The following is an 18,602-nucleotide window of genomic DNA, read 5'->3' on the forward strand; positions in this document are numbered from 1 at the left end:
GTCGCCATGTTACTGAACCCTAAAATGTTTGACCAGCACCGGAATTCTTAAAGCCTGTAACACGCAGGGCTGGCGCGGCGGTACTATCGCGAACGACCAACTGGCTGGACATCAATTGCGACCCTCGCGGCACCTTGTGCTGCTGCAGTTGAGCCAGCAGTAACAGCATAGCTTCGCGGCCAATATCATAGCGTGGCTGCGCGACGGTGGTCAGTGCCGGAAAGCCGTGGCTGGCTTGCTCGATATCATCGAATCCGACCAGCGACAGGTCACGCGGCACCTCCAGACCCATTCTGCGCGCCTGGGTTAATGCACCCAGCGCCATGACGTCGCTATGACAGAATATTGCCGTGGGCGGCGTAGGGTGCGACATCAGCCGGTTTAAGCCGCGCGAACCGGTTTCGTAACTGAAATCCCCGTGTACGATGTACTGGTTGTCGACGACCAGCCCGCAGCGCCGCAGCGCCTGAATATAACCTTGCAGCCGGTATTCGCTGAGTGGAATCTGTTCCGGCCCGGCGATGCAGGCGATGCGCTGATGCCCCAGTTGGTGGAGATAACTGACGGCCTCAAACGCGGCGGTTAGATTATCAATGTGTACGGTGGGCATATCCAGTTCGGGGGCGAATTCATTCGCCATTACCATCGGAGGAAGATGGCGACGCTCGTCCTTGCCGGCATCAAACGGCAGTTGTGACCCTAACAGCAGGATGCCGTCGATCTGCCGGGTCGTGATCAGGTCCAGAAAGGTTTTTTCTGTTTTGCGCTGGTGAGCGCAATCGCCGATCAGCACCAGATAACCGTGTTCCGCGGCGGTTTCCTCAATGCCGCGCAGCATTTCGCTGAAAAAGGGATCACAGATATCGGGAACCAGCGCCAGAATCGTTCTGGATTCATGCCGCCGCAGATTGCGGGCGAGATTTTGTGCAGAGTATCCCACCGTCAGCGCTGCCTGCTCCACTTTTTTGCGGGTGGCGGCCGAGACCTTCTCCGGGGTGGTCAGGGCCCGCGACACCGTTGCAGTGGATACGCCGGCCTGATCGGCAACGTCTTTCATGGTGGCGGGTGAGATGATTTTTTTCTGCTCCAACGCATTTCCTCCTTGCGTCAGCGTTTACTGGCGCTGTAGTCAGGGGGCCGTTGTTATTATCGGTCGGCCGCCGTTTTACAGAATGTCTGTTCCGCTGTATGGGCAAGTGCGGTTATGTCAGGTATTGGGTGGTGCGCCAACTGCCTGATCAGCATACTGCTTCCGACATCACTCTTAACAGATTGCGTCCAGGATTTATCGAAGAATTTACTTCTGTGCCGCCTGAATTATCGGTTTTTCGGCATTGTTCGCAAAAAACGTCGCCACTGCTGGCATCGGGTATTTCGGCGGCGCAGAATCGGCTCAACTGTCGGTCGGGTCAACGTCCATCACCCATTTCACCTTGCGCGTTTGCGGCAGCGTATCGATCAGCAGCATCGAGTTGCGAATGAGCCGTTGCAGCGTGGCGCGCGATGGGTGTTGCAACAGTAGTTGCCAGCGGAAACGTCCGGCTCGTTTGGGTTGTAGTGCCGGTACCGGCCCCATTAGCCATAACGCTTCGTCACGCAGCGGGCTGGCTTCCAGCAGATTGCGCAACTGCTGCAGGAACAGGCTGGCCTGCTGATTATCGTGATCGTCCGCCCGGAACAACACATGGCTGGTAAACGGCGGCAGGAAGACGCTCTGGCGCTCTTTTAGCGTCTGACTGGCGAAGGCGTCGTAGCCTTGATGTAGCAGTGTTTGCAGCAGCGGATGCTCCGGGTGATGGGTTTGCAGTACGACTTCGCCCGCTTTGCCTGCGCGCCCGGCGCGCCCGGATACCTGAGTATAGAGCTGGGCGAAGCGTTCGGTAGCGCGAAAGTCGGCGGAGAACAACGCGCTGTCGACATCCAGCAGTGCTACCAGCGTGACGTCGGGGAAATGGTGCCCCTTCGCCAGCATCTGGGTGCCGATCAGAATGCGGGAGCCACCCTGGCGAACCTGCGCCAGTTGCTGCTCCAGCGCACCTTTGCGGCTGGTGGTATCGCGGTCGATTCGGGTGATGGGGGCGTCGGGAAACAGCGTCGGTAATACCTGTTCCAATTGTTCGGTTCCCAGACCCACCGGCACCAGATGGGTGGAGCCGCACTGCGGGCACTGCTGCGGTATCGGGCGTTGGCTGTCGCAATGGTGGCAGCGCATCATCCGCTGATGTTGGTGCAAGGTGTAGTAGCTGTCGCAACGCTGGCACTCGGCGATCCAGCCGCATTCATGGCACAGCACCACCGGCGCGAAACCGCGACGATTCAGGAACAGAATGACCTGATTGTCTTCGGCCAGATGATGGCGGATGCGGTTTATCAGCGGCTGTGACAAGCCGCTGGTCAGCGGCAACCCTTTCAAATCCAGCAAGTGTTGCTGCGCCAGTCTGGCATTGCCGGCACGTTTGCTCAGACGTAGCTGGCGGTATTTGCCAATCTGCACGTTATAGAGCGTTTCCAATGCGGGCGTGGCGGACCCCATCACGATAGGAATATTTTCCTGTCGGGCGCGGAACACCGCCAGATCGCGAGCATGGTAACGCCAGCCTTCCTGTTGCTTGTAAGAGCCGTCGTGCTCTTCGTCGATGACGATCAGCCCCAGTCGGGCAAAGGGGGTAAACAGTGCGGAACGGGTACCGATCACGATGGCGGATTCACCTTGCCGCGCTCGCAGCCATACCGACAGCCGTTCGCCGTCGTTCAGACCGGAGTGCAGCGCTTCTACCGGGGCGTTGAACCGATCGCGAAAACGGGCGATGGTTTGCGGCGTCAGGCCGATTTCCGGTACTAACACCAAGGCTTGTTTGCCTTGTGTCAGGATATTTTCCAGCACGCTGAGGTAAACCTCGGTTTTGCCGGAACCGGTGATGCCTGCCAGCAGCCAGGCGGCAAAATGGTCATCTTCACTGCGTATGGCGCCGACCGCGGTGGCCTGTTCGGTATTGAGACGCAGGCGTTCGCCCGCGAGGCTGAAAGTATTACGCCAGTCCTGCACGTGCCTGGGCTGTGCGCGCAGCTCGCTCAATCCTTTTTCGCGTAGCGCCTGCAACGCGGCTTCGGTCAGTTCGGCTTCCGCCACCTGATGGCGATAGATTGGCCCCTGTAACAGCGAGGCCAGCGCCTGCTGTTGCTTCGGTGCGCGTTTCAGCGCATTCAGCGGTGTGGCGCGCCCTTGCTCGGTGGCAAACCATTGCCAGAGCGGCGCACTGTGCGCCGGTTTTCCCTGTCGGAGTAAAATCGGCAGGGCATGAAACAACACTTCGCCAAGCGGATAATGATAATACTCCGCCGCCCACAGCAGAATGCGCCACAGGCTGTCAGGAAATAGCGGAGCGTCGTCGAGTACGTCATGCAGCGGTTTGAGTTGTGCCAGCGGCAGTTCGCTGCCGGCGCTCAGCGCCGTCACGATGCCGATCATCTTGCGGTTGCCGAAGGGAACGCTTACCCGCACGCCGGCTACCGGTGGCGTCACACCCGGCGCCAACCGGTAATCAAATGTTCGCGTCAGCGGTACCGGCAAGGCAACCTGAACAACGGGCATGGTTTCTGCGTTCAAATAGGTCATGAAGGTTTTCGGTCGTGCATGAGGGTTTGTCTGCCGTCACGGTACTGTGCGCGAGTACATTGTGCAATCTTGCCGGTGTTGTGTTGACGCGTCGCTGCGATCCCGGCACGGATCCAATTTGCATCAGCTGGTTAATTTCTGTATGATCCGCCGCCTTTATACCTTGTGGTATGAAGAACATTTCACTCAACTTCGTGTGGTGTCTGGCGGAACAGGGCCGGATAGCGACACGGCCTTAAACAGAGGTTTCCCATGAAAGAAGGTATTCACCCGAATTACGTTGAAATTACCGCTACTTGCTCTTGCGGTAACGTCATCAAAACCCGTTCTACCGTTGCTCACGACCTGAACCTGGACGTGTGCGGCGCTTGCCACCCGTTCTTCACCGGCAAGCAGCGTGTGGTTGACACCGGTGGTCGTGTTGAGCGTTTCAACAAACGCTTCAGCGTCCCGGGCACCAAAAAATAACTGGCTTCTGCGCCGGGACGGAAAATCGGCTAACCGGTTTTCTCGTCAAAACAAAGGCACCTGCGGGTGCCTTTGTTGTTTCTGTCGTCCTTTCCCATTAACCGGGCGGTCTGCTCAGTATTCCCATGTATCCGGGTCAATCCCCATTTCACGCATAATCGCTTTGGCGACCTCAGGAATTTCATCGCCGCGTTCTTTACGCAGGTCATCGTCATTGGGTAAGGGTTGGCCGGTAAAAGCGTGCAGAAACGCTTCGCACAGTAACTCGCTATTGGTTGCGTGACGCAGGTTGTTGACCTGACGACGGGTACGCTCGTCTGTCAGTATCTTCAATACCTTCAAAGGGATAGATACGGTGATCTTCTTAACCTGCTCGCTCTTCTTGCCGTGTTCAGCGTATGGGCTTACATATTCGCCATTCCACTCAGCCATGGGATACCTTAAATATTGATCGTGATAAAAACAGTCACTGGCACAAAACACCATAATTCTAACGATTATTATAGGGATGCTCAATCTATACGCAAAGAAGTTTAGAAGTCCAGATGTATTGACGTCTATATTGTCCGGGTTTACTCTTTAACTTCTCTACTTCAGTCTTCCAGTCAGGAAAAGCACCGATGACGCGTAAACAGGCTACTATCGCAGTCCGCAGTGGGTTAAACAATGACGAGCAGTTCGGTTGCGTTGTTCCCCCGATCCATCTCTCCAGTACCTACAACTTCACCGGTTTTAATGAACCCAGAGCGCATGACTATTCCCGACGCGGCAACCCGACGCGTGATGTCGTCCAGCGGGTGCTGGCAGAGCTGGAAGGCGGAGCGGGCGCGGTGATGACCAGCAGCGGTATGTCGGCGATTTCGCTGGTTTGTACGGTATTCCTGCGCCCTGGCGATTTATTGGTGGCCCCGCATGATTGCTATGGCGGCAGTTATCGTCTGTTTGACAGCCTGAGCAAACGCGGCGCTTTCCGGGTGAAATTCGTCGATCAGGGCAATGAGGCCGACCTGAAGGCGGCGCTGGCGGAAAAACCGAAACTGGTGCTGGTGGAAAGCCCCAGCAACCCATTGCTGCGCGTCGTGGATATCGCCGCTATCTGTCAGGCCGCGCGTGAAGTGGGGGCGGTGAGCGTGGTGGATAACACCTTCCTGAGCCCGGCGTTGCAAAATCCGCTGACGCTGGGGGCGGACCTGGTGGTACATTCCTGTACTAAATATCTTAACGGTCATTCCGACGTGGTGGCGGGAGCGGTGATTGCCCGTGACCCGGCGGTGGTGACGGATCTGGCCTGGTGGGCCAACAATATTGGCGTGACCGGGGCGGCTTTTGACAGCTACCTGTTGCTGCGCGGTCTGCGTACCCTGTCGCCGCGTATGGCGATGGCGCAGAAGAATGCACTGCAAATTGTGGAGTATTTACGGCATCAGCCACTGGTCAAGGCGTTGTATCATCCTTCTTTGCCCGGGAATGCCGGTCATGAGATCGCCTGTCGGCAGCAGTCTGGTTTTGGCGCGATGTTGAGTTTTGAGCTGGATGGCGATGAAGACACCCTGCGTCGCTTTCTGTCCGCGCTGGATCTGTTCACGCTGGCGGAATCGTTGGGCGGCGTGGAGAGCCTGATTTCTCACGCAGCTACCATGACTCACGCCGGCATGGCGCCGCAAGCGCGCGCCGCCGCCGGTATCTCGGAGACGTTATTGCGTATTTCTGTCGGGATTGAAGACGGCGACGATTTGGTCGCTTCTCTGGACAGAGCATTTCAGGCAGCAGCCAAGAGGTAACAATGAGTGCGTTAGGGATAGCAGCGGCCGTGAAGGGACGGCAACTGCACAAATTCGGCGGCAGCAGCCTGGCTGATGTGAAATGTTATCAGCGTGTCGCCGGCATCATGGCCAATTACAGCCAGGCTGGCGATTTAATGGTGGTCTCGGCGGCAGGCAGCACCACCAATCAGCTCATTAGCTGGTTGAACCTCAGCCAGTCGGATCGGATTTCCGCTCATCAGGTACAGCAGTCGCTACGTCGTTATCAAAGCGAGCTGATTTCCGGTTTGCTGCCGGCTGAAACGGCAGCACCGCTGATTAATGAATTCATTCGCGATCTGGAACGTCTGGCGGCGTTGCTGGATGGCAAGATGACTGAGGCAACGTATGCCGAAGTGGTCGGGCATGGTGAAATCTGGTCAGCCCGCCTGATGGCGGCGGTCCTGAATCAGAAAAACCTGCCGGCGGCCTGGCTGGATGCCCGCACCTTCCTGCGCGCTGAGCGTGCGGCGCAACCGCAAGTCGATGAGGGCCGCTCCTGGCCGCTATTGCAGCAACTGCTGACCCAACATGCCGGGCAGCGTTTGGTCATCACCGGTTTTATCAGTAGCAACGAGGCGGGCGAAACCGTTCTGCTGGGACGTAACGGCAGTGACTATTCCGCTACGCAGATTGGTGCGCTAGCCGGTGCCGAGCGCGTGACTATCTGGAGTGATGTGGCAGGTGTTTACAGCGCCGACCCACGCAAGGTTAAAGACGCCTGCCTGTTGCCGTTGCTACGGTTGGATGAAGCCAGCGAGCTGGCTCGTCTGGCGGCGCCGGTACTCCATGCCCGTACCCTGCAGCCGGTTTCCGGCAGTGATATCGACCTGCAATTACGTTGCAGCTACCAGCCTGAGCAAGGGTCGACCCGTATTGAGCGCGTGCTGGCCTCCGGCACCGGCGCCAAGATCGTCACCAGTCACGATGATGTTTGCCTGATTGAGATCGGCGTATCGGCGGATCACGATTTCGCCCGTATGCACAAAGATGTCGAACAACTGCTGCATAAATCTCAAATCCGGCCGCTGGCGCTCGGCGTACATCAGGACCGCAACCTGCTGCAACTGTGTTACACCTCAGAAGTGGTGCACAGCGCCTGGCAAGTGCTGGAACAGGCGGCGCTGCCGGTGTCGCTGCATCTGCGCGAAGGGCTGGCGCTGGTGGCGCTGGTGGGCGCCGGTGTTTGCCGTAACCCGTTGCATAGCCATCGTTTTTACCAGCAACTGCGTGACCAGCCGATCGAGTTTGTCTGGCAGGCGGAAGACGAGATCAGCCTGGTGGCGGTGCTGCGCGTCGGCCCGACCGAGCATTTGGTGCGTGGTCTACATCATTCGCTGTTCCGGGCGGAAAAACGCATCGGCCTGGTGCTATTTGGTAAAGGCAATATCGGTTCACGCTGGCTGGAACTGTTCGCTCGTGAGCAGAGCCTGATTTCGGCGCGCACCGGTTTTGAGTTCACGCTGGCGGGCGTGGTGGACAGTTCCCGCAGCCTGCTGAATTACGAGGGCCTGGATGCCAGCCGCGTGCTGGCCTTCTTTGGCGACGAAGCGCAAGAGCGTGACGACGATGAGCTGTTCCTGTGGATGCGCGCCCATCCGTATGATGATTTGGTGGTGCTGGATGTGACCGCCAGCCAGTCGGTTGCCGATCTCTATCTGGATTTCGCCAGCTACGGTTTCCATGTGATCAGCGCCAACAAACTGGCGGGGGCATCCGGCGGCGATAATTACCGCCAGATCCGCGACGCGTTCGCCAAAACCGGGCGTCACTGGTTGTACAACGCCACCGTTGGTGCCGGGTTACCGGTGAACTATGCGGTACGGGACCTGCGTGAAAGTGGCGATAGTATTCTGGCTATCAGCGGCATCTTCTCCGGTACGCTGTCATGGCTGTTCCTGCAGTTTGACGGCACGGTGCCTTTTACCGAACTGGTGGACCAAGCCTGGCAGCAAGGATTGACCGAGCCGGATCCGCGCGTTGATCTTTCCGGCCAGGATGTGATGCGCAAGCTGGTTATCCTGGCGCGCGAAGCCGGTTACGAGATCGAGCCCAATCAGGTACGGGTGGAGTCGCTGGTGCCTGCCGGATGCGAGAACGGCTCGGTGGATCAGTTCTTTGAAGACGGCGAGCCGCTGAACCAGCAAATGTTGCAACGGCTGGAGGCTGCCAATGAGATGGGGTTGGTGCTGCGTTATGTCGCCCGCTTTGATAGTAACGGCAAGGCGCGCGTAGGCGTAGAGGCCGTGCGGGCGGATCATCCGCTGGCGGCACTGTTGCCGTGTGATAACGTGTTTGCCATCGAAAGCCGCTGGTATCGCGATAACCCGCTGGTGATTCGTGGGCCGGGTGCCGGCCGTGATGTGACGGCAGGGGCGATTCAGTCGGATCTCAACCGTCTGGCGCAACTGCTGTGATCATCCCAACTGAACTCACAGAGTGTTAGCTACATGCCCCAAAGCCCGCAGCGCGGGCTTTTTTACGCCTTCAATTCACCCAGTGGCGAGAACTACGTTTTTTGCCGATACTGAATCTGTATTCCTTACAGTTTATGGGTATTTCTTGGTGATAAGCATGGTGATGCGTGATTTACGATCATGAATTTTCTTCATCTTGCATGAGCAAACATCAGCATTTATCACGCTGAAAAGCGTTGACTCTTTAAGCGGATTCAGTCATTTTCTATATAGACGTCTAAACGTATAGACGTTTGTAGAAAGTAACGATGATAATGGCGAATCGAGGTAAGGATATGAGCTTTTTCCACGCGAACCATCAGGAAGCGCTTAACCAGAATCTGGCGGAATTGCAGGGCCGGATTAACGTTTCCTTTGAGTTTTTCCCACCGCGTACCAGCGAGATGGAAGAAACGCTGTGGAACTCGATTGACCGCCTCAGCAGCCTGAAACCCAAATTCGTGTCGGTGACCTATGGCGCCAATTCCGGCGAACGTGACCGCACCCACAGCATTATTAAAGGCATCAAGGAACGTACCGGTTTGGAAGCTGCGCCGCACCTGACCTGTATCGATGCGTCCCGCGATGAATTGAAAGCCATTGCTCAAGACTACTGGCAGAGCGGCATCCGCCACATCGTCGCCCTGCGCGGTGACTTGCCGCCGGGCGCGGGTAAACCGGAGATGTACGCTTCTGATCTGGTCACCTTGCTCAAGGAAGTGGGGGATTTTGATATTTCGGTCGCGGCCTATCCTGAAGTACATCCGGAAGCGAAAAGCGCGCAAGCGGACCTGATTAATCTCAAACGTAAGATTGATGCCGGTGCCAGCCGGGCCATCACGCAGTTCTTTTTTGACGTGGAAAGCTATCTACGTTTTCGCGACCGCTGCGTCACGACCGGTATTGATGTGGAAATCGTACCCGGTATTCTGCCGGTGTCGAATTTCAAGCAGTTGCAACGTTTCGCCACGATGACCAACGTACGTGTGCCAAACTGGATGACCGCCATGTTTGAAGGGCTGGATAACGACCCGGAAACCCGCAAGATGGTCGGTGCGTCGATTGCTATGGATATGGTGAAGATCCTCAGCCGTGAGGGTGTGAAAGATTTCCATTTCTATACCCTGAACCGTTCAGAACTGAGCTATGCCATCTGCCATACGTTGGGCGTGCGCCCGGCGACACTAGCCTGATTTCCTGACCCATTATCATGTCAAACGCCCGCCTGGATATCTCCGGGCGGGCGTTTATGTTTAAGACGTGGGGAGAAAAAAAGGGCGGGCCGAAGCCCGCCAAAGTTTCGTTGGCTTTATAGAAATTTATGTGGTCAGGAATGTTTCGAGTTCTTCGCTGCCGCCGATATGGCGGCCGCCTATGAATACCTGGGGAACGGTGCTACGCCCGGTTACTGCCCGCAGGCTCACCGTGGTGGCATCTTTACCCAGCATGATTTCTTCGTACTGAATACCGCGATCCTGCAGCAACTGTTTGGCTTTGGCGCAAAACGAGCAGCCGGGTTTGGTAAACAGTGAAACAGATTCCTGAACCTTATAGTGCGGAGCAAGGTACTTCAGCATGGTGTCGGCGTCGGAAACTTCAAACGGGTCGCCCGGCTTGTTGGGTTCAACAAACATTTTCTCCACCACGCCGTGACGAACCAGCATGGAGTAGCGCCAGGAGCGAGGGCCGAAGCCCAGATCCGCTTTTTCGACCAGCATATTCATGGCGCGGGTGAATTCGCCGTTGCCATCGGGAATAAACGTAATATTTTCTGCATCCTGGTCGGCTTTCCAGGCGTTCATCACAAAAGTGTCGTTTACGGATACGCATAACACCGCATCAACGCCAAATTGCTTGAATACCGCAGCCAACTCGTTATAGCGTGGCAAATGACTGGAAGAGCAGGTTGGTGTAAAAGCCCCCGGCAGGGAAAAGACGACGACGGTTTTGTTGCTGAAGAGTTCCTCTGTCGTCACGTCAACCCATTGATCCCCTTGGTGGGTATGGAAAGTTACTGACGGAATTTTTTTGCCTTCTTGGCTTACAAACATTTTTCAGTCTCTATTAGTCGAAAAGCTCTGTCTGGCTGAATCCGTCAGTAATCAGGACTCGGTTGTTAGAGACATTATTCATCATCAAAGGTTGATAGGACTAATCGTTCGTTGCTATCCTATCTATCGCTAGGGACTATCATGTTTAGAGGACTCAGGGCATGAATATTCGGGATTTAGAGTATCTGGTGGCGTTGGCGGAGCACCGCCATTTTCGACGCGCAGCAGATTCCTGCCATGTCAGTCAGCCCACTCTGAGTGGTCAGATTCGTAAGCTGGAAGATGAACTGGGCGTGATGCTTCTGGAGAGAACCAGCCGCAAAGTGCTGTTCACTCAGGCGGGGCTGCTGCTGGTGGAGCAAGCCAGAACCGTATTGCGCGAAGTGAAGGTGTTGAAGGAGATGGCCAGCCAGCAGGGCGAAGCCATGTCCGGCCCGCTGCATATCGGCCTGATTCCGACCGTCGGCCCCTATCTGCTGCCTCAGATTATCCCGATGTTGCATCGCGCTTTCCCGAAGCTGGAAATGTACCTGCACGAAGCCCAGACTCATCAGTTGCTGGCCCAGCTCGATAGCGGCAAGCTGGATTGCGCCATTCTGGCGATGGTGAAAGAGTCGGAAGCCTTTATCGAAGTGCCGTTGTTTGATGAGCCGATGAAGCTGGCGATTTATCAGGATCACCCCTGGGCGAATCGCGAGCGGGTCGCGATGTCCGATTTGTCGGGCGAAAAATTGCTGATGTTGGAAGACGGTCACTGCCTGCGCGATCAGGCGATGGGCTTCTGTTTTCAGGCCGGCGCGGATGAAGATACCCATTTCCGCGCTACCAGCCTGGAGACGCTGCGTAACATGGTCGCGGCGGGCAGCGGTATTACGTTACTGCCGTCGCTGGCGGTACCGCAGGAGCGGATACGCGATGGGGTGTGCTATCTGCCTTGCTATAAACCGGAGCCCAAACGTACCATCGCGCTGGTGTACCGTCCGGGCTCGCCGTTACGCGGCCGTTATGAACAACTGGCCGATTCGGTGCGCGAACACATGCAACTTCACATGGAAAAGCTGTCGGCGCAGTCTGCTTAATCAAACAGTCCGCTTAATCAAACAGTTTGTCCGATTAAGCGCCTGTTTTGAGGAAATACGCCGGTTATCAAAATAACCGGTTTAAGCCGTTCAGCGCCGCTACCCGATAGGCTTCCGCCATGGTCGGGTAGTTGAAGGTGGTGTTCACGAAGTACTCAATTGTGTTGCCCTCGCCTTTCTGTTCCATGATGGCCTGGCCGATATGAATAATCTCGGCTGCACGCTCGCCAAAGCAGTGAATACCCAGAATCTGCTTGGTTTCACGGTGGAACAGGATTTTCAGGCTACCGACGTTCATTCCCACAATCTGCGCTCGTGCCAGGTGTTTGAACTGGGCGCGGCCCACTTCATACGGCACCTTCATGGCCGTGAGCTCCTGCTCGGTTTTGCCGACGGAACTGATCTCCGGGATAGTGTAAATGCCGGTGGGAATGTCCTCGATCAGATGTGCGCTGGCATCGCCTTTGGTGATGGCTTGCGCGGCGATGCGGCCCTGATCGTAGGCAGCTGATGCCAGACTGGGGTAACCAATCACATCACCCACGGCATAGATGTGTGCCTGGGCTGTCTGGTACATGCTGTTAACCTTTAACTGACCGCGACTGTCGGTTTCCAGCCCGACATTTTCCAGCCCCAGCGTTTCAGTGTTGCCGGTACGCCCGTTGGCGTAGAGCAGGCAATCCGCCTTCATCTTTTTACCGGATTTCAGATGAATGATGACGCCGTCGTCCAGCCCTTCGATGCGCTCGAATTCCTCATTGTGGCGAATCACCACGCCATTATTCCAGAAGTGATAGGACAGCGCGTCGGACATCTCCTGATCAAGAAACGCCAGCAGACGATCACGGGTGTTGATCAAATCGACTTTTACATTGAGTCCCCGGAAGATCGATGCGTATTCGCAGCCGATCACCCCAGCGCCGTAGATGATCACGTGCTTGGGTTCATAATCCAGATCGAGAATGGAATCACTGTCGTAGATGCGGGGATGGTCGAAGTCTACTCCGCCTGGATGATAAGGCCGTGAACCCGTAGCGATGATAATATTCGCGGCGGTCAGCGTGTCGTGGGTGTCATCCGGGTAATAAACCGCGATGGTGTGCGCATCGATAAACCGTGCTTCGCCGGAAAATATTTCGCAGTGATTGCGTTCGTAGAAGCCCTGACGCATGCGGGTTTGCTGGCCGATCACGCTGTCGGCGTGGCGCAGAATATCGGAGAATGAGGTGCTGATGACACGGGCGTTATCGCTGTAAAGCGGGTTTTGATTGAATTCGATGATACGGCTGACGGCGTGTCGCAACGCTTTGGAAGGAATGGTGCCCCAATGGGTACAACCACCGCCGACGTTGTAATGCCGTTCTATCACGGCAATTTTCGCCCCTTGCTTGGCGAGCCCCATGGCCGCCCCTTCACCACCCGGACCTGAACCAATCACGATGGCATCGTAATCGTATTGCTGTTGTATGGACATGGTAGGAACCACCTGTTTTTATACAAGTTACTAACGCGATTGTAACATCGTCCAGATGATAACCCAATCATCCCTGATATTTGTATGGGAACCCAGGATCACATTTTTACTATGACAAACTTTGGCGCAGTATGTAGCAAGTAAAGTTTGTTATAGTGCTTCCCTTGATTTAAGGAGAGCCGATGACTGCGGGCAGGATAATGGGTGTCAGAGCACAACAAAAAGAACGAACTCGCCGTTCCCTGGTTGAGGCCGCTTTCAGCCAGTTAAGTGCTGAACGTAGTTTTGCCAGCCTGAGTTTGCGTGAGGTAGCCCGTGAAGCAGGGATTGCGCCTACTTCGTTTTATCGCCATTTTCGCGATGTCGATGAACTGGGGCTGACCATGGTGGATGAAAGCGGGCTGATGCTGCGTCAACTGATGCGACAGGCGCGCCAGCGCATCGTCAAAAGCGGCGGCAGTGTGATTAGAACGTCGGTATCGACGTTTATGGAGTTCATCGGTAACAATCCCAACGCCTTTCGGTTGCTATTGCGCGAGCGCTCCGGTACGTCGGCTGCGTTCCGTGCTGCGGTAGCGCGTGAAATTCAGCATTTTATCGCTGAACTGGCCGACTATCTTGAAGTCGAAAATCATATTCCGCGCAGTTTCGCGGAAGCACAGTCGGAAGCGATGGTGACGATCGTCTTCAGCGCGGGTGCAGAGGCGCTGGATGTCGATCTCGAGCAACGGCGCCAATTGGAAGAGCGGTTAGTATTGCAACTGCGTATGATTGCCAAGGGCGCTTATTACTGGTATCGCAAAGAGCAGGGTAAAGGGTTTTCTTACCCTGAAGGATAATCAGAGGTAAAGTCATGACAGAGCAGATAAATTCAGAGAAAAGCACGTTGGTGCTGGCAATGGTAGCCGGTTTGTCCGCAAATGGTTCCTTTGTTGCTGTGTTTAGCTCTATCGTGCCGTTTTCCATTTTCCCGCTGATTGCGCTAGTGCTGTCGGTTTACTGCTTGCATCAGCGTTATATGCATCATGCCATGCCTGAAGGAACGCCACTGCTGGCGGCGGGTTGTTTTCTGTTCGGCCTGTTGCTTTACAGTGCGATTGTACGTGCCGAGTACCCGCAGATAGGTTCCAATTTTGTGCCGTCAATCCTTTGCGTGGTGCTGGCGCTGTGGCTGGTCGTCAAACTGCGGGCCCGCAAGCCCGACAGTAATGACATCAATACGCCTTAATCGATGATGGAGTTACTGGCGTTTTTCCAGTAACACGCCGCATTCCATGTGGTGGGTATAGGGGAACTGGTCAAACAGCGCCAACTGGCTTATCCGGTGTGTTTGACTCAAGGTTTCCAGGTTGGCGCACAGTGTTTCCGGGTTGCAGGAGATGTACAGAATGCGTGGATACGCCTGCACCAGTTTGACTGTGCCGTCATCCAGGCCGCTGCGTGGCGGGTCAACAAAGATAGTTTCGCAGCGATAACCAGCCAGATCGATGCCTTGCAGACGGTTGAACTGGCGTACCCCGTTCATCGCCTGCGTAAACTCTTCCGCCGCCATGCGAATAATCTGCACGTTATCAATCTGGTTAGCGGCAATATTGTACTGCGCCGCTGCGACCGACGGCTTGGCTATCTCCGTTGCCAACACCCGCTCGAAATTGCGTGCCAGCGCCAATGAGAAGTTACCGTTGCCGCAATACAACTCCAGCAAATCACCTGTCGAGCCTTGTGTTACTGATAACGCCCATTCCAGCATCTGAATATTCATCATGGCGTTAGGCTGGGTGAAGCTATTTTCCACCTGACGATAAATCATCTGGCGACCGGCAACCGGCAGACATTCGTCCACGTAATCCCGATCCAGACAAATTTTGGTTTTCGTCGCGCGACCAATCAACTGTAGGGCAAAACCCTGTGCGCGCAGCTCATCGCACAACTCGCGGGCACGCTGCCGCCATTCGTCATCCAGCGCTTTGTGGTAAAGCAGCGACACGGCAATTTCACCGCTCAGGGTGGAAAGATAATCTAGCTGGAACAGCTTGCGTCGTAGCACCGGCTCGGCGCGAAGTGCGTTAAGCAGCACCGGCATCAGGCGATTAATCAGCTCGCTGGCTGCCGGAAACTGATCAACCCGGATCCGCTGTTTGGTCTGCTGATCAAAAATAATGTGGTACAGATCATCGCCATCATGCCAGATCCGAAACTCCGCCCTCATCCGGTAGTGACTCACCGGCGAGCGGAATACGGCCGGTGCCGGCGCATCGAATGGCGCCATCATGGCACCAAGGCGCCCGGTTTTTTCTTCAAGCTGGGCGTCATATTGGTCGATGGGCAGAATCTCTGGCGTCATGATGGTCTCATCTGAAAAAGCGGCTGGAATAATGTTGCTACAGTGACAGATAGTTGTCAGGGCGCGATTGTAGGGCATCCAGAAGGGATGTCCAGTCTTGCCGTACGGATTCGTTTATCTAAAAATGGAAGTCTAGACATCCACCTGGCTCGATCGTAGCATGGGCGTCCGGTCTTGCCTCGCAAGTGAAAAGGGAATCCAGTGTAAATCTGGAGCTGACGCGCAGCGGTAAGGGGAATGGGCAACGATAGTATGATACAGACACTGTTCTGACGGATGGGAAGTCATCGTTGCCATGCCAGTTTATGGCAGCACCCAAGCCCGAAGACCTGCCGGAATACGTCGCAATGTTTCATGGTCATCGCGTGCTATCGATCATGAGGGTGCGGCATCCTGCCAATTCAGTTTGGATGCTTCTTAACATGTTTAATAAAAAAATAACGATGCTGGCGGCGATGATAGCCACGGCTTTTTCAGGATGGGCGCAGGGTAGCGACAACACACAGCAAAATAATAATGACGCGATGGTGGTGACCGCCAACCGTTTTCCCCAACCCATTTCCTCTGTACTGGCTCCCACAACCGTGGTGACGCGTGATGATATTGACCGCTGGCAGTCAAAAAGCCTGACCGACGTTATGCGCCGGTTGCCGGGGGTAGATCTCTACCAGAGCGGTGGCTTAGGGCAACTGAGTGGGTTATTTATCCGTGGTGCGTCATCAAGCCATGTATTGATATTGATTGATGGCGTGCGGCTTAATCAGGCTGGTATCAGCGGCTCTTCCGATATTAGCCAAATCCCGATTTCCCTGGTTCAGAAAGTGGAATATATCCGCGGGCCACGCTCAGCTGTTTATGGCTCGGATGCGATTGGCGGCGTGGTAAATATCATCACCACCCGCGAGAAAAAAGGCACAACCCTTTCCACGGGCATCGGCTCTAATGGTTATCAGTCTTATGACGCTTCCACCCAGCAGCAATTGGGCGTAAATACGCTGGCAACCTTTGCCGGGAATTACACCTATACCAGAGGGTTTGATGTTGTCGCCAACCTGCCCGATTCGTTTGGAGACCCCGCCCAGCCTGATCGCGATGGTTTCATGAGCAAAACGGTATACGGAAATGTCGAACATCAATTCAGTGAAAATGTCAGCGGGTTTGTTCGCGGATACGGCTTTGATAACCGGACGGCGTACGATGGGACAGCCAGTTTCAATCGGTCGGAGGCCTTTCCTGATACCCGGCAGCTCTATAGCCAATCCTGGGATGGCGGACTCCGTTACCACCAGGATATTTGGTCATCTCAACTGATTACCAGCTATAGCCATAGCAAAGACTATAACTATGACCCACGTTTTGGTATTTCTGATATTTCCGCCACGCTGGACGATATCCAACAGTACAACGTTCAGTGGAGCAACAGTGTTCAGGTAGGAAAGGGCAATGTCGGTGCGGGCGTTGACTGGCAGAAACAAACCACTGAACCTGGCACAAACTTTATCGCTAATGGTTATGAGCTCCGCAATACCGGTATTTATACTACCGCGTTACAGGCATTCGGCCCGGTAACTCTTGAAGGGGCATTACGCAGCGATGACAGTTCCCAGTTTGGTCAACATACCACCTGGCAAAGCAGTGCCGCGTGGGAATTCGTTGATGGCTACCGTTTGCTGGCATCTTATGGGACGGGTTATAAGGCACCAACTATCGGTCAGCTTTACGGATCGTTTTCTGGAAATGCGAGCCTTAAGCCTGAAGAAAGTAAGCAGTGGGAAGGTGGCATTGAAGGTTTGACGGGGCCAGTGAACTGGCATGTGTCAGCATATCGTAATGATGTGGATAATTTAATCCAGAGCGGCAGTGCGCCAACTTTCGCAAATGTGAATGTCGGTCGTGCCCGCCTGCAGGGCGTTGAAGCGACAGCATCATTTGATACCGGGTTTGTGTCACACAAATTGTCGTACGATTATTTGGACCCACGCGATCTCGATACCAACCAAATATTGACCCGACGCGCCAGACAGCAATTTAAATATGATTTGGACTGGCAATTCAACGATCTGGATTGGACGGTAACTTATCACTATCTGGGTGAACGTTATGACCAGAACTTCAATACCACGCCGGCAGAGAGAGTGAAGCTGGCTGGGGTAAGTTTGTGGGATATCGCTGCATCATATCCTGTCACCTCACATCTGACAGTTCGTGCTAGAATAGCCAACCTGTTTGATAAGAATTATGAGACGGTATATGGCTACCGAACTGCAGGGCGAGAATATTATCTCACCGGAAGCTATAGTTTCTGATTTACCCAACCGCCCGACGGTCCTGGTGTTTGATTCCGGGGTGGGCGGTTTGTCCGTTTATGATGAAGTTCGCAATTTACTGCCGGACTTACATTATATTTATGCATTCGATAATGAGGCTTTTCCCTATGGGGAAAAGCCTGAGCAATTCATTATTGAACGAGTGCTCTCTATCGTCGAAGCGGTGGAGAAGCAGCATCCATTATCTCTGGTGATTATTGCCTGTAATACTGCCAGCACGATTTCACTGCCCGCATTGCGTACACGTTTTGATTTCCCGGTCGTTGGGGTAGTCCCGGCAGTTAAACCTGCGGCAAAGCTCACTCGAAACGGTGTGGTCGGCCTATTGGCAACCCGGGCAACGGTCCAGCGCTCTTATACTCATGAACTGATTTCGCGTTTTGCCCATGACTGCCAGATTTTGCTATTGGGTTCTGCGGAGTTGGTTGAGTTTGCCGAGGCGAAATTACAGGGTGAGTCGGTATCTGAAGATGCACTGCGCAAAATTCTGCGTCCGTGGCTGAAATTGCCTGAGCCGCCGGACACGGTTGTATTAGGGTGCACGCATTTCCCGTTATTGACCGAGGAACTGCAGCAGGTACTACCTGATGGTACACGGTTGGTTGATTCTGGCTCGGCAATTGCGCGTAGAACCGCATGGCTGATAGAACATTTAGATAACCCTAAATGTTCAACGGAGAAAAACCTGGCTTATTGTTTGTCGATAACACCCAAAGTGGCGGCGCTTTGGCCAGTTTTACGCCGTTATGGCTTCCATTCACTCGAAAAACTGCCATTAAACACAGTGGGTGAATGAATATTGAGCGGTCGGAATTATTTTTGAAATTAGTGCTTGTCAGCGACGAAGAAGTCCCTATAATGCGCCTCCACTGACACGGCAACGGTGAAACGCCAGCGCAGTTTCAGTAAGAAATCAGGCGCATATCGCTTGACTTCTTTTCGGGAAAGCATAATATATGCGACCCGCGGCCACGGTAAATGGCTC

15 protein-coding genes and 1 riboswitch are annotated in these 18,602 nt (G+C 54.7%); of the genes, 9 read left to right on the forward strand and 6 right to left on the reverse strand.

Annotated features, from left to right (window positions below):
* Positions 1-19: 19 nt before the first annotated feature.
* Together cytR and priA are read right to left on the reverse strand one after the other, a co-directional pair.
* Positions 20-1,090, reverse strand: coding sequence for a DNA-binding transcriptional regulator CytR (gene cytR / locus DCH402_RS00810; protein ID WP_039999050.1), 1,071 nt, complete (start codon positions 1,088-1,090; stop codon positions 20-22).
* A gap of 303 nt (positions 1,091-1,393) precedes the next feature.
* On the reverse strand, positions 1,394-3,592 hold the full coding sequence (gene priA, locus DCH402_RS00815) for a primosomal protein N' (RefSeq protein ID WP_040003272.1): 2,199 nt from the start codon (positions 3,590-3,592) through the stop codon (positions 1,394-1,396).
* A 276-nt stretch (positions 3,593-3,868) separates the two neighbouring features.
* Between priA and rpmE the strand changes: the two genes are divergently transcribed.
* A complete protein-coding gene (gene rpmE, locus DCH402_RS00820; protein ID WP_012767901.1) occupies positions 3,869-4,084 on the forward strand; it encodes a 50S ribosomal protein L31 in 216 nt (71 codons plus the stop codon).
* Positions 4,085-4,198: 114 nt separating this feature from the next.
* Here the strand turns inward: rpmE and metJ are convergent, their stop codons facing one another.
* Positions 4,199-4,516: a met regulon transcriptional regulator MetJ gene (gene metJ, locus DCH402_RS00825; RefSeq protein ID WP_039999052.1), complete on the reverse strand. Its 318-nt coding sequence runs from the start codon at positions 4,514-4,516 to the stop codon at positions 4,199-4,201.
* Positions 4,517-4,704: 188 nt separating this feature from the next.
* Between metJ and metB the strand changes: the two genes are divergently transcribed.
* From metB to metF, 3 genes are all read left to right on the forward strand, one after another.
* Positions 4,705-5,865, forward strand: a complete 1,161-nt coding sequence (metB, locus tag DCH402_RS00830) for a cystathionine gamma-synthase (RefSeq protein WP_039999054.1) — start codon at positions 4,705-4,707, stop codon at positions 5,863-5,865.
* 2 nt (positions 5,866-5,867) lie between these two features.
* A complete protein-coding gene (locus DCH402_RS00835; protein ID WP_039999056.1) occupies positions 5,868-8,303 on the forward strand; it encodes a bifunctional aspartate kinase/homoserine dehydrogenase II in 2,436 nt (811 codons plus the stop codon).
* Positions 8,304-8,638: 335 nt separating this feature from the next.
* On the forward strand, positions 8,639-9,535 hold the full coding sequence (metF, locus tag DCH402_RS00840; RefSeq protein WP_012767908.1) for a methylenetetrahydrofolate reductase: 897 nt from the start codon (positions 8,639-8,641) through the stop codon (positions 9,533-9,535).
* Between the two features lie 126 nt (positions 9,536-9,661).
* On the opposite strand, the gene DCH402_RS00845 is transcribed toward metF, so the two are convergent.
* Positions 9,662-10,393 (reverse strand): glutathione peroxidase, encoded by a 732-nt coding sequence (locus DCH402_RS00845; protein ID WP_039999058.1) that lies wholly within the window; start codon positions 10,391-10,393, stop codon positions 9,662-9,664.
* 161 nt (positions 10,394-10,554) lie between these two features.
* Here DCH402_RS00845 and oxyR point away from each other — a divergent pair, with 161 nt between their 5' ends.
* Complete coding sequence (oxyR, locus tag DCH402_RS00850; RefSeq protein ID WP_039999062.1) at positions 10,555-11,472, forward strand: DNA-binding transcriptional regulator OxyR; 918 nt, start codon at positions 10,555-10,557, stop codon at positions 11,470-11,472.
* 67 nt (positions 11,473-11,539) lie between these two features.
* On the opposite strand, the gene sthA is transcribed toward oxyR, so the two are convergent.
* Positions 11,540-12,940: a Si-specific NAD(P)(+) transhydrogenase gene (sthA, locus tag DCH402_RS00855; RefSeq protein ID WP_027710613.1), complete on the reverse strand. Its 1,401-nt coding sequence runs from the start codon at positions 12,938-12,940 to the stop codon at positions 11,540-11,542.
* A gap of 206 nt (positions 12,941-13,146) precedes the next feature.
* Here sthA and fabR point away from each other — a divergent pair, with 206 nt between their 5' ends.
* Both fabR and DCH402_RS00865 read left to right on the forward strand, forming a co-directional pair.
* The gene (fabR, locus tag DCH402_RS00860) at positions 13,147-13,785 is read left to right on the forward strand and encodes an HTH-type transcriptional repressor FabR (protein WP_027710614.1); all 639 of its coding nucleotides are present in this window, start codon (positions 13,147-13,149) and stop codon (positions 13,783-13,785) included.
* A gap of 14 nt (positions 13,786-13,799) precedes the next feature.
* Positions 13,800-14,174: a YijD family membrane protein gene (locus tag DCH402_RS00865; protein WP_012767913.1), complete on the forward strand. Its 375-nt coding sequence runs from the start codon at positions 13,800-13,802 to the stop codon at positions 14,172-14,174.
* Positions 14,175-14,186: 12 nt separating this feature from the next.
* Here the strand turns inward: DCH402_RS00865 and trmA are convergent, their stop codons facing one another.
* Positions 14,187-15,290, reverse strand: a complete 1,104-nt coding sequence (gene trmA, locus DCH402_RS00870; RefSeq protein WP_039999067.1) for a tRNA (uridine(54)-C5)-methyltransferase TrmA — start codon at positions 15,288-15,290, stop codon at positions 14,187-14,189.
* Positions 15,291-15,445: 155 nt separating this feature from the next.
* Positions 15,446-15,641, forward strand: a riboswitch (cobalamin riboswitch).
* 71 nt (positions 15,642-15,712) lie between these two features.
* Between trmA and btuB the strand changes: the two genes are divergently transcribed.
* Together btuB and murI are read left to right on the forward strand one after the other, a co-directional pair.
* On the forward strand, positions 15,713-17,596 hold the full coding sequence (btuB, locus tag DCH402_RS00875; RefSeq protein WP_039999069.1) for a TonB-dependent vitamin B12 receptor BtuB: 1,884 nt from the start codon (positions 15,713-15,715) through the stop codon (positions 17,594-17,596).
* Complete coding sequence (gene murI / locus DCH402_RS00880; RefSeq protein ID WP_039999072.1) at positions 17,541-18,413, forward strand: glutamate racemase; 873 nt, start codon at positions 17,541-17,543, stop codon at positions 18,411-18,413. The genes btuB and murI overlap by 56 nt, the downstream gene beginning before the upstream one ends.
* The last annotated feature ends 189 nt before the right edge of the window (positions 18,414-18,602 follow it).

It is taken from the genome of Dickeya chrysanthemi NCPPB 402 (genome assembly GCF_000406105.1).
Lineage (GTDB): Bacteria > Pseudomonadota > Gammaproteobacteria > Enterobacterales > Enterobacteriaceae > Dickeya > Dickeya chrysanthemi.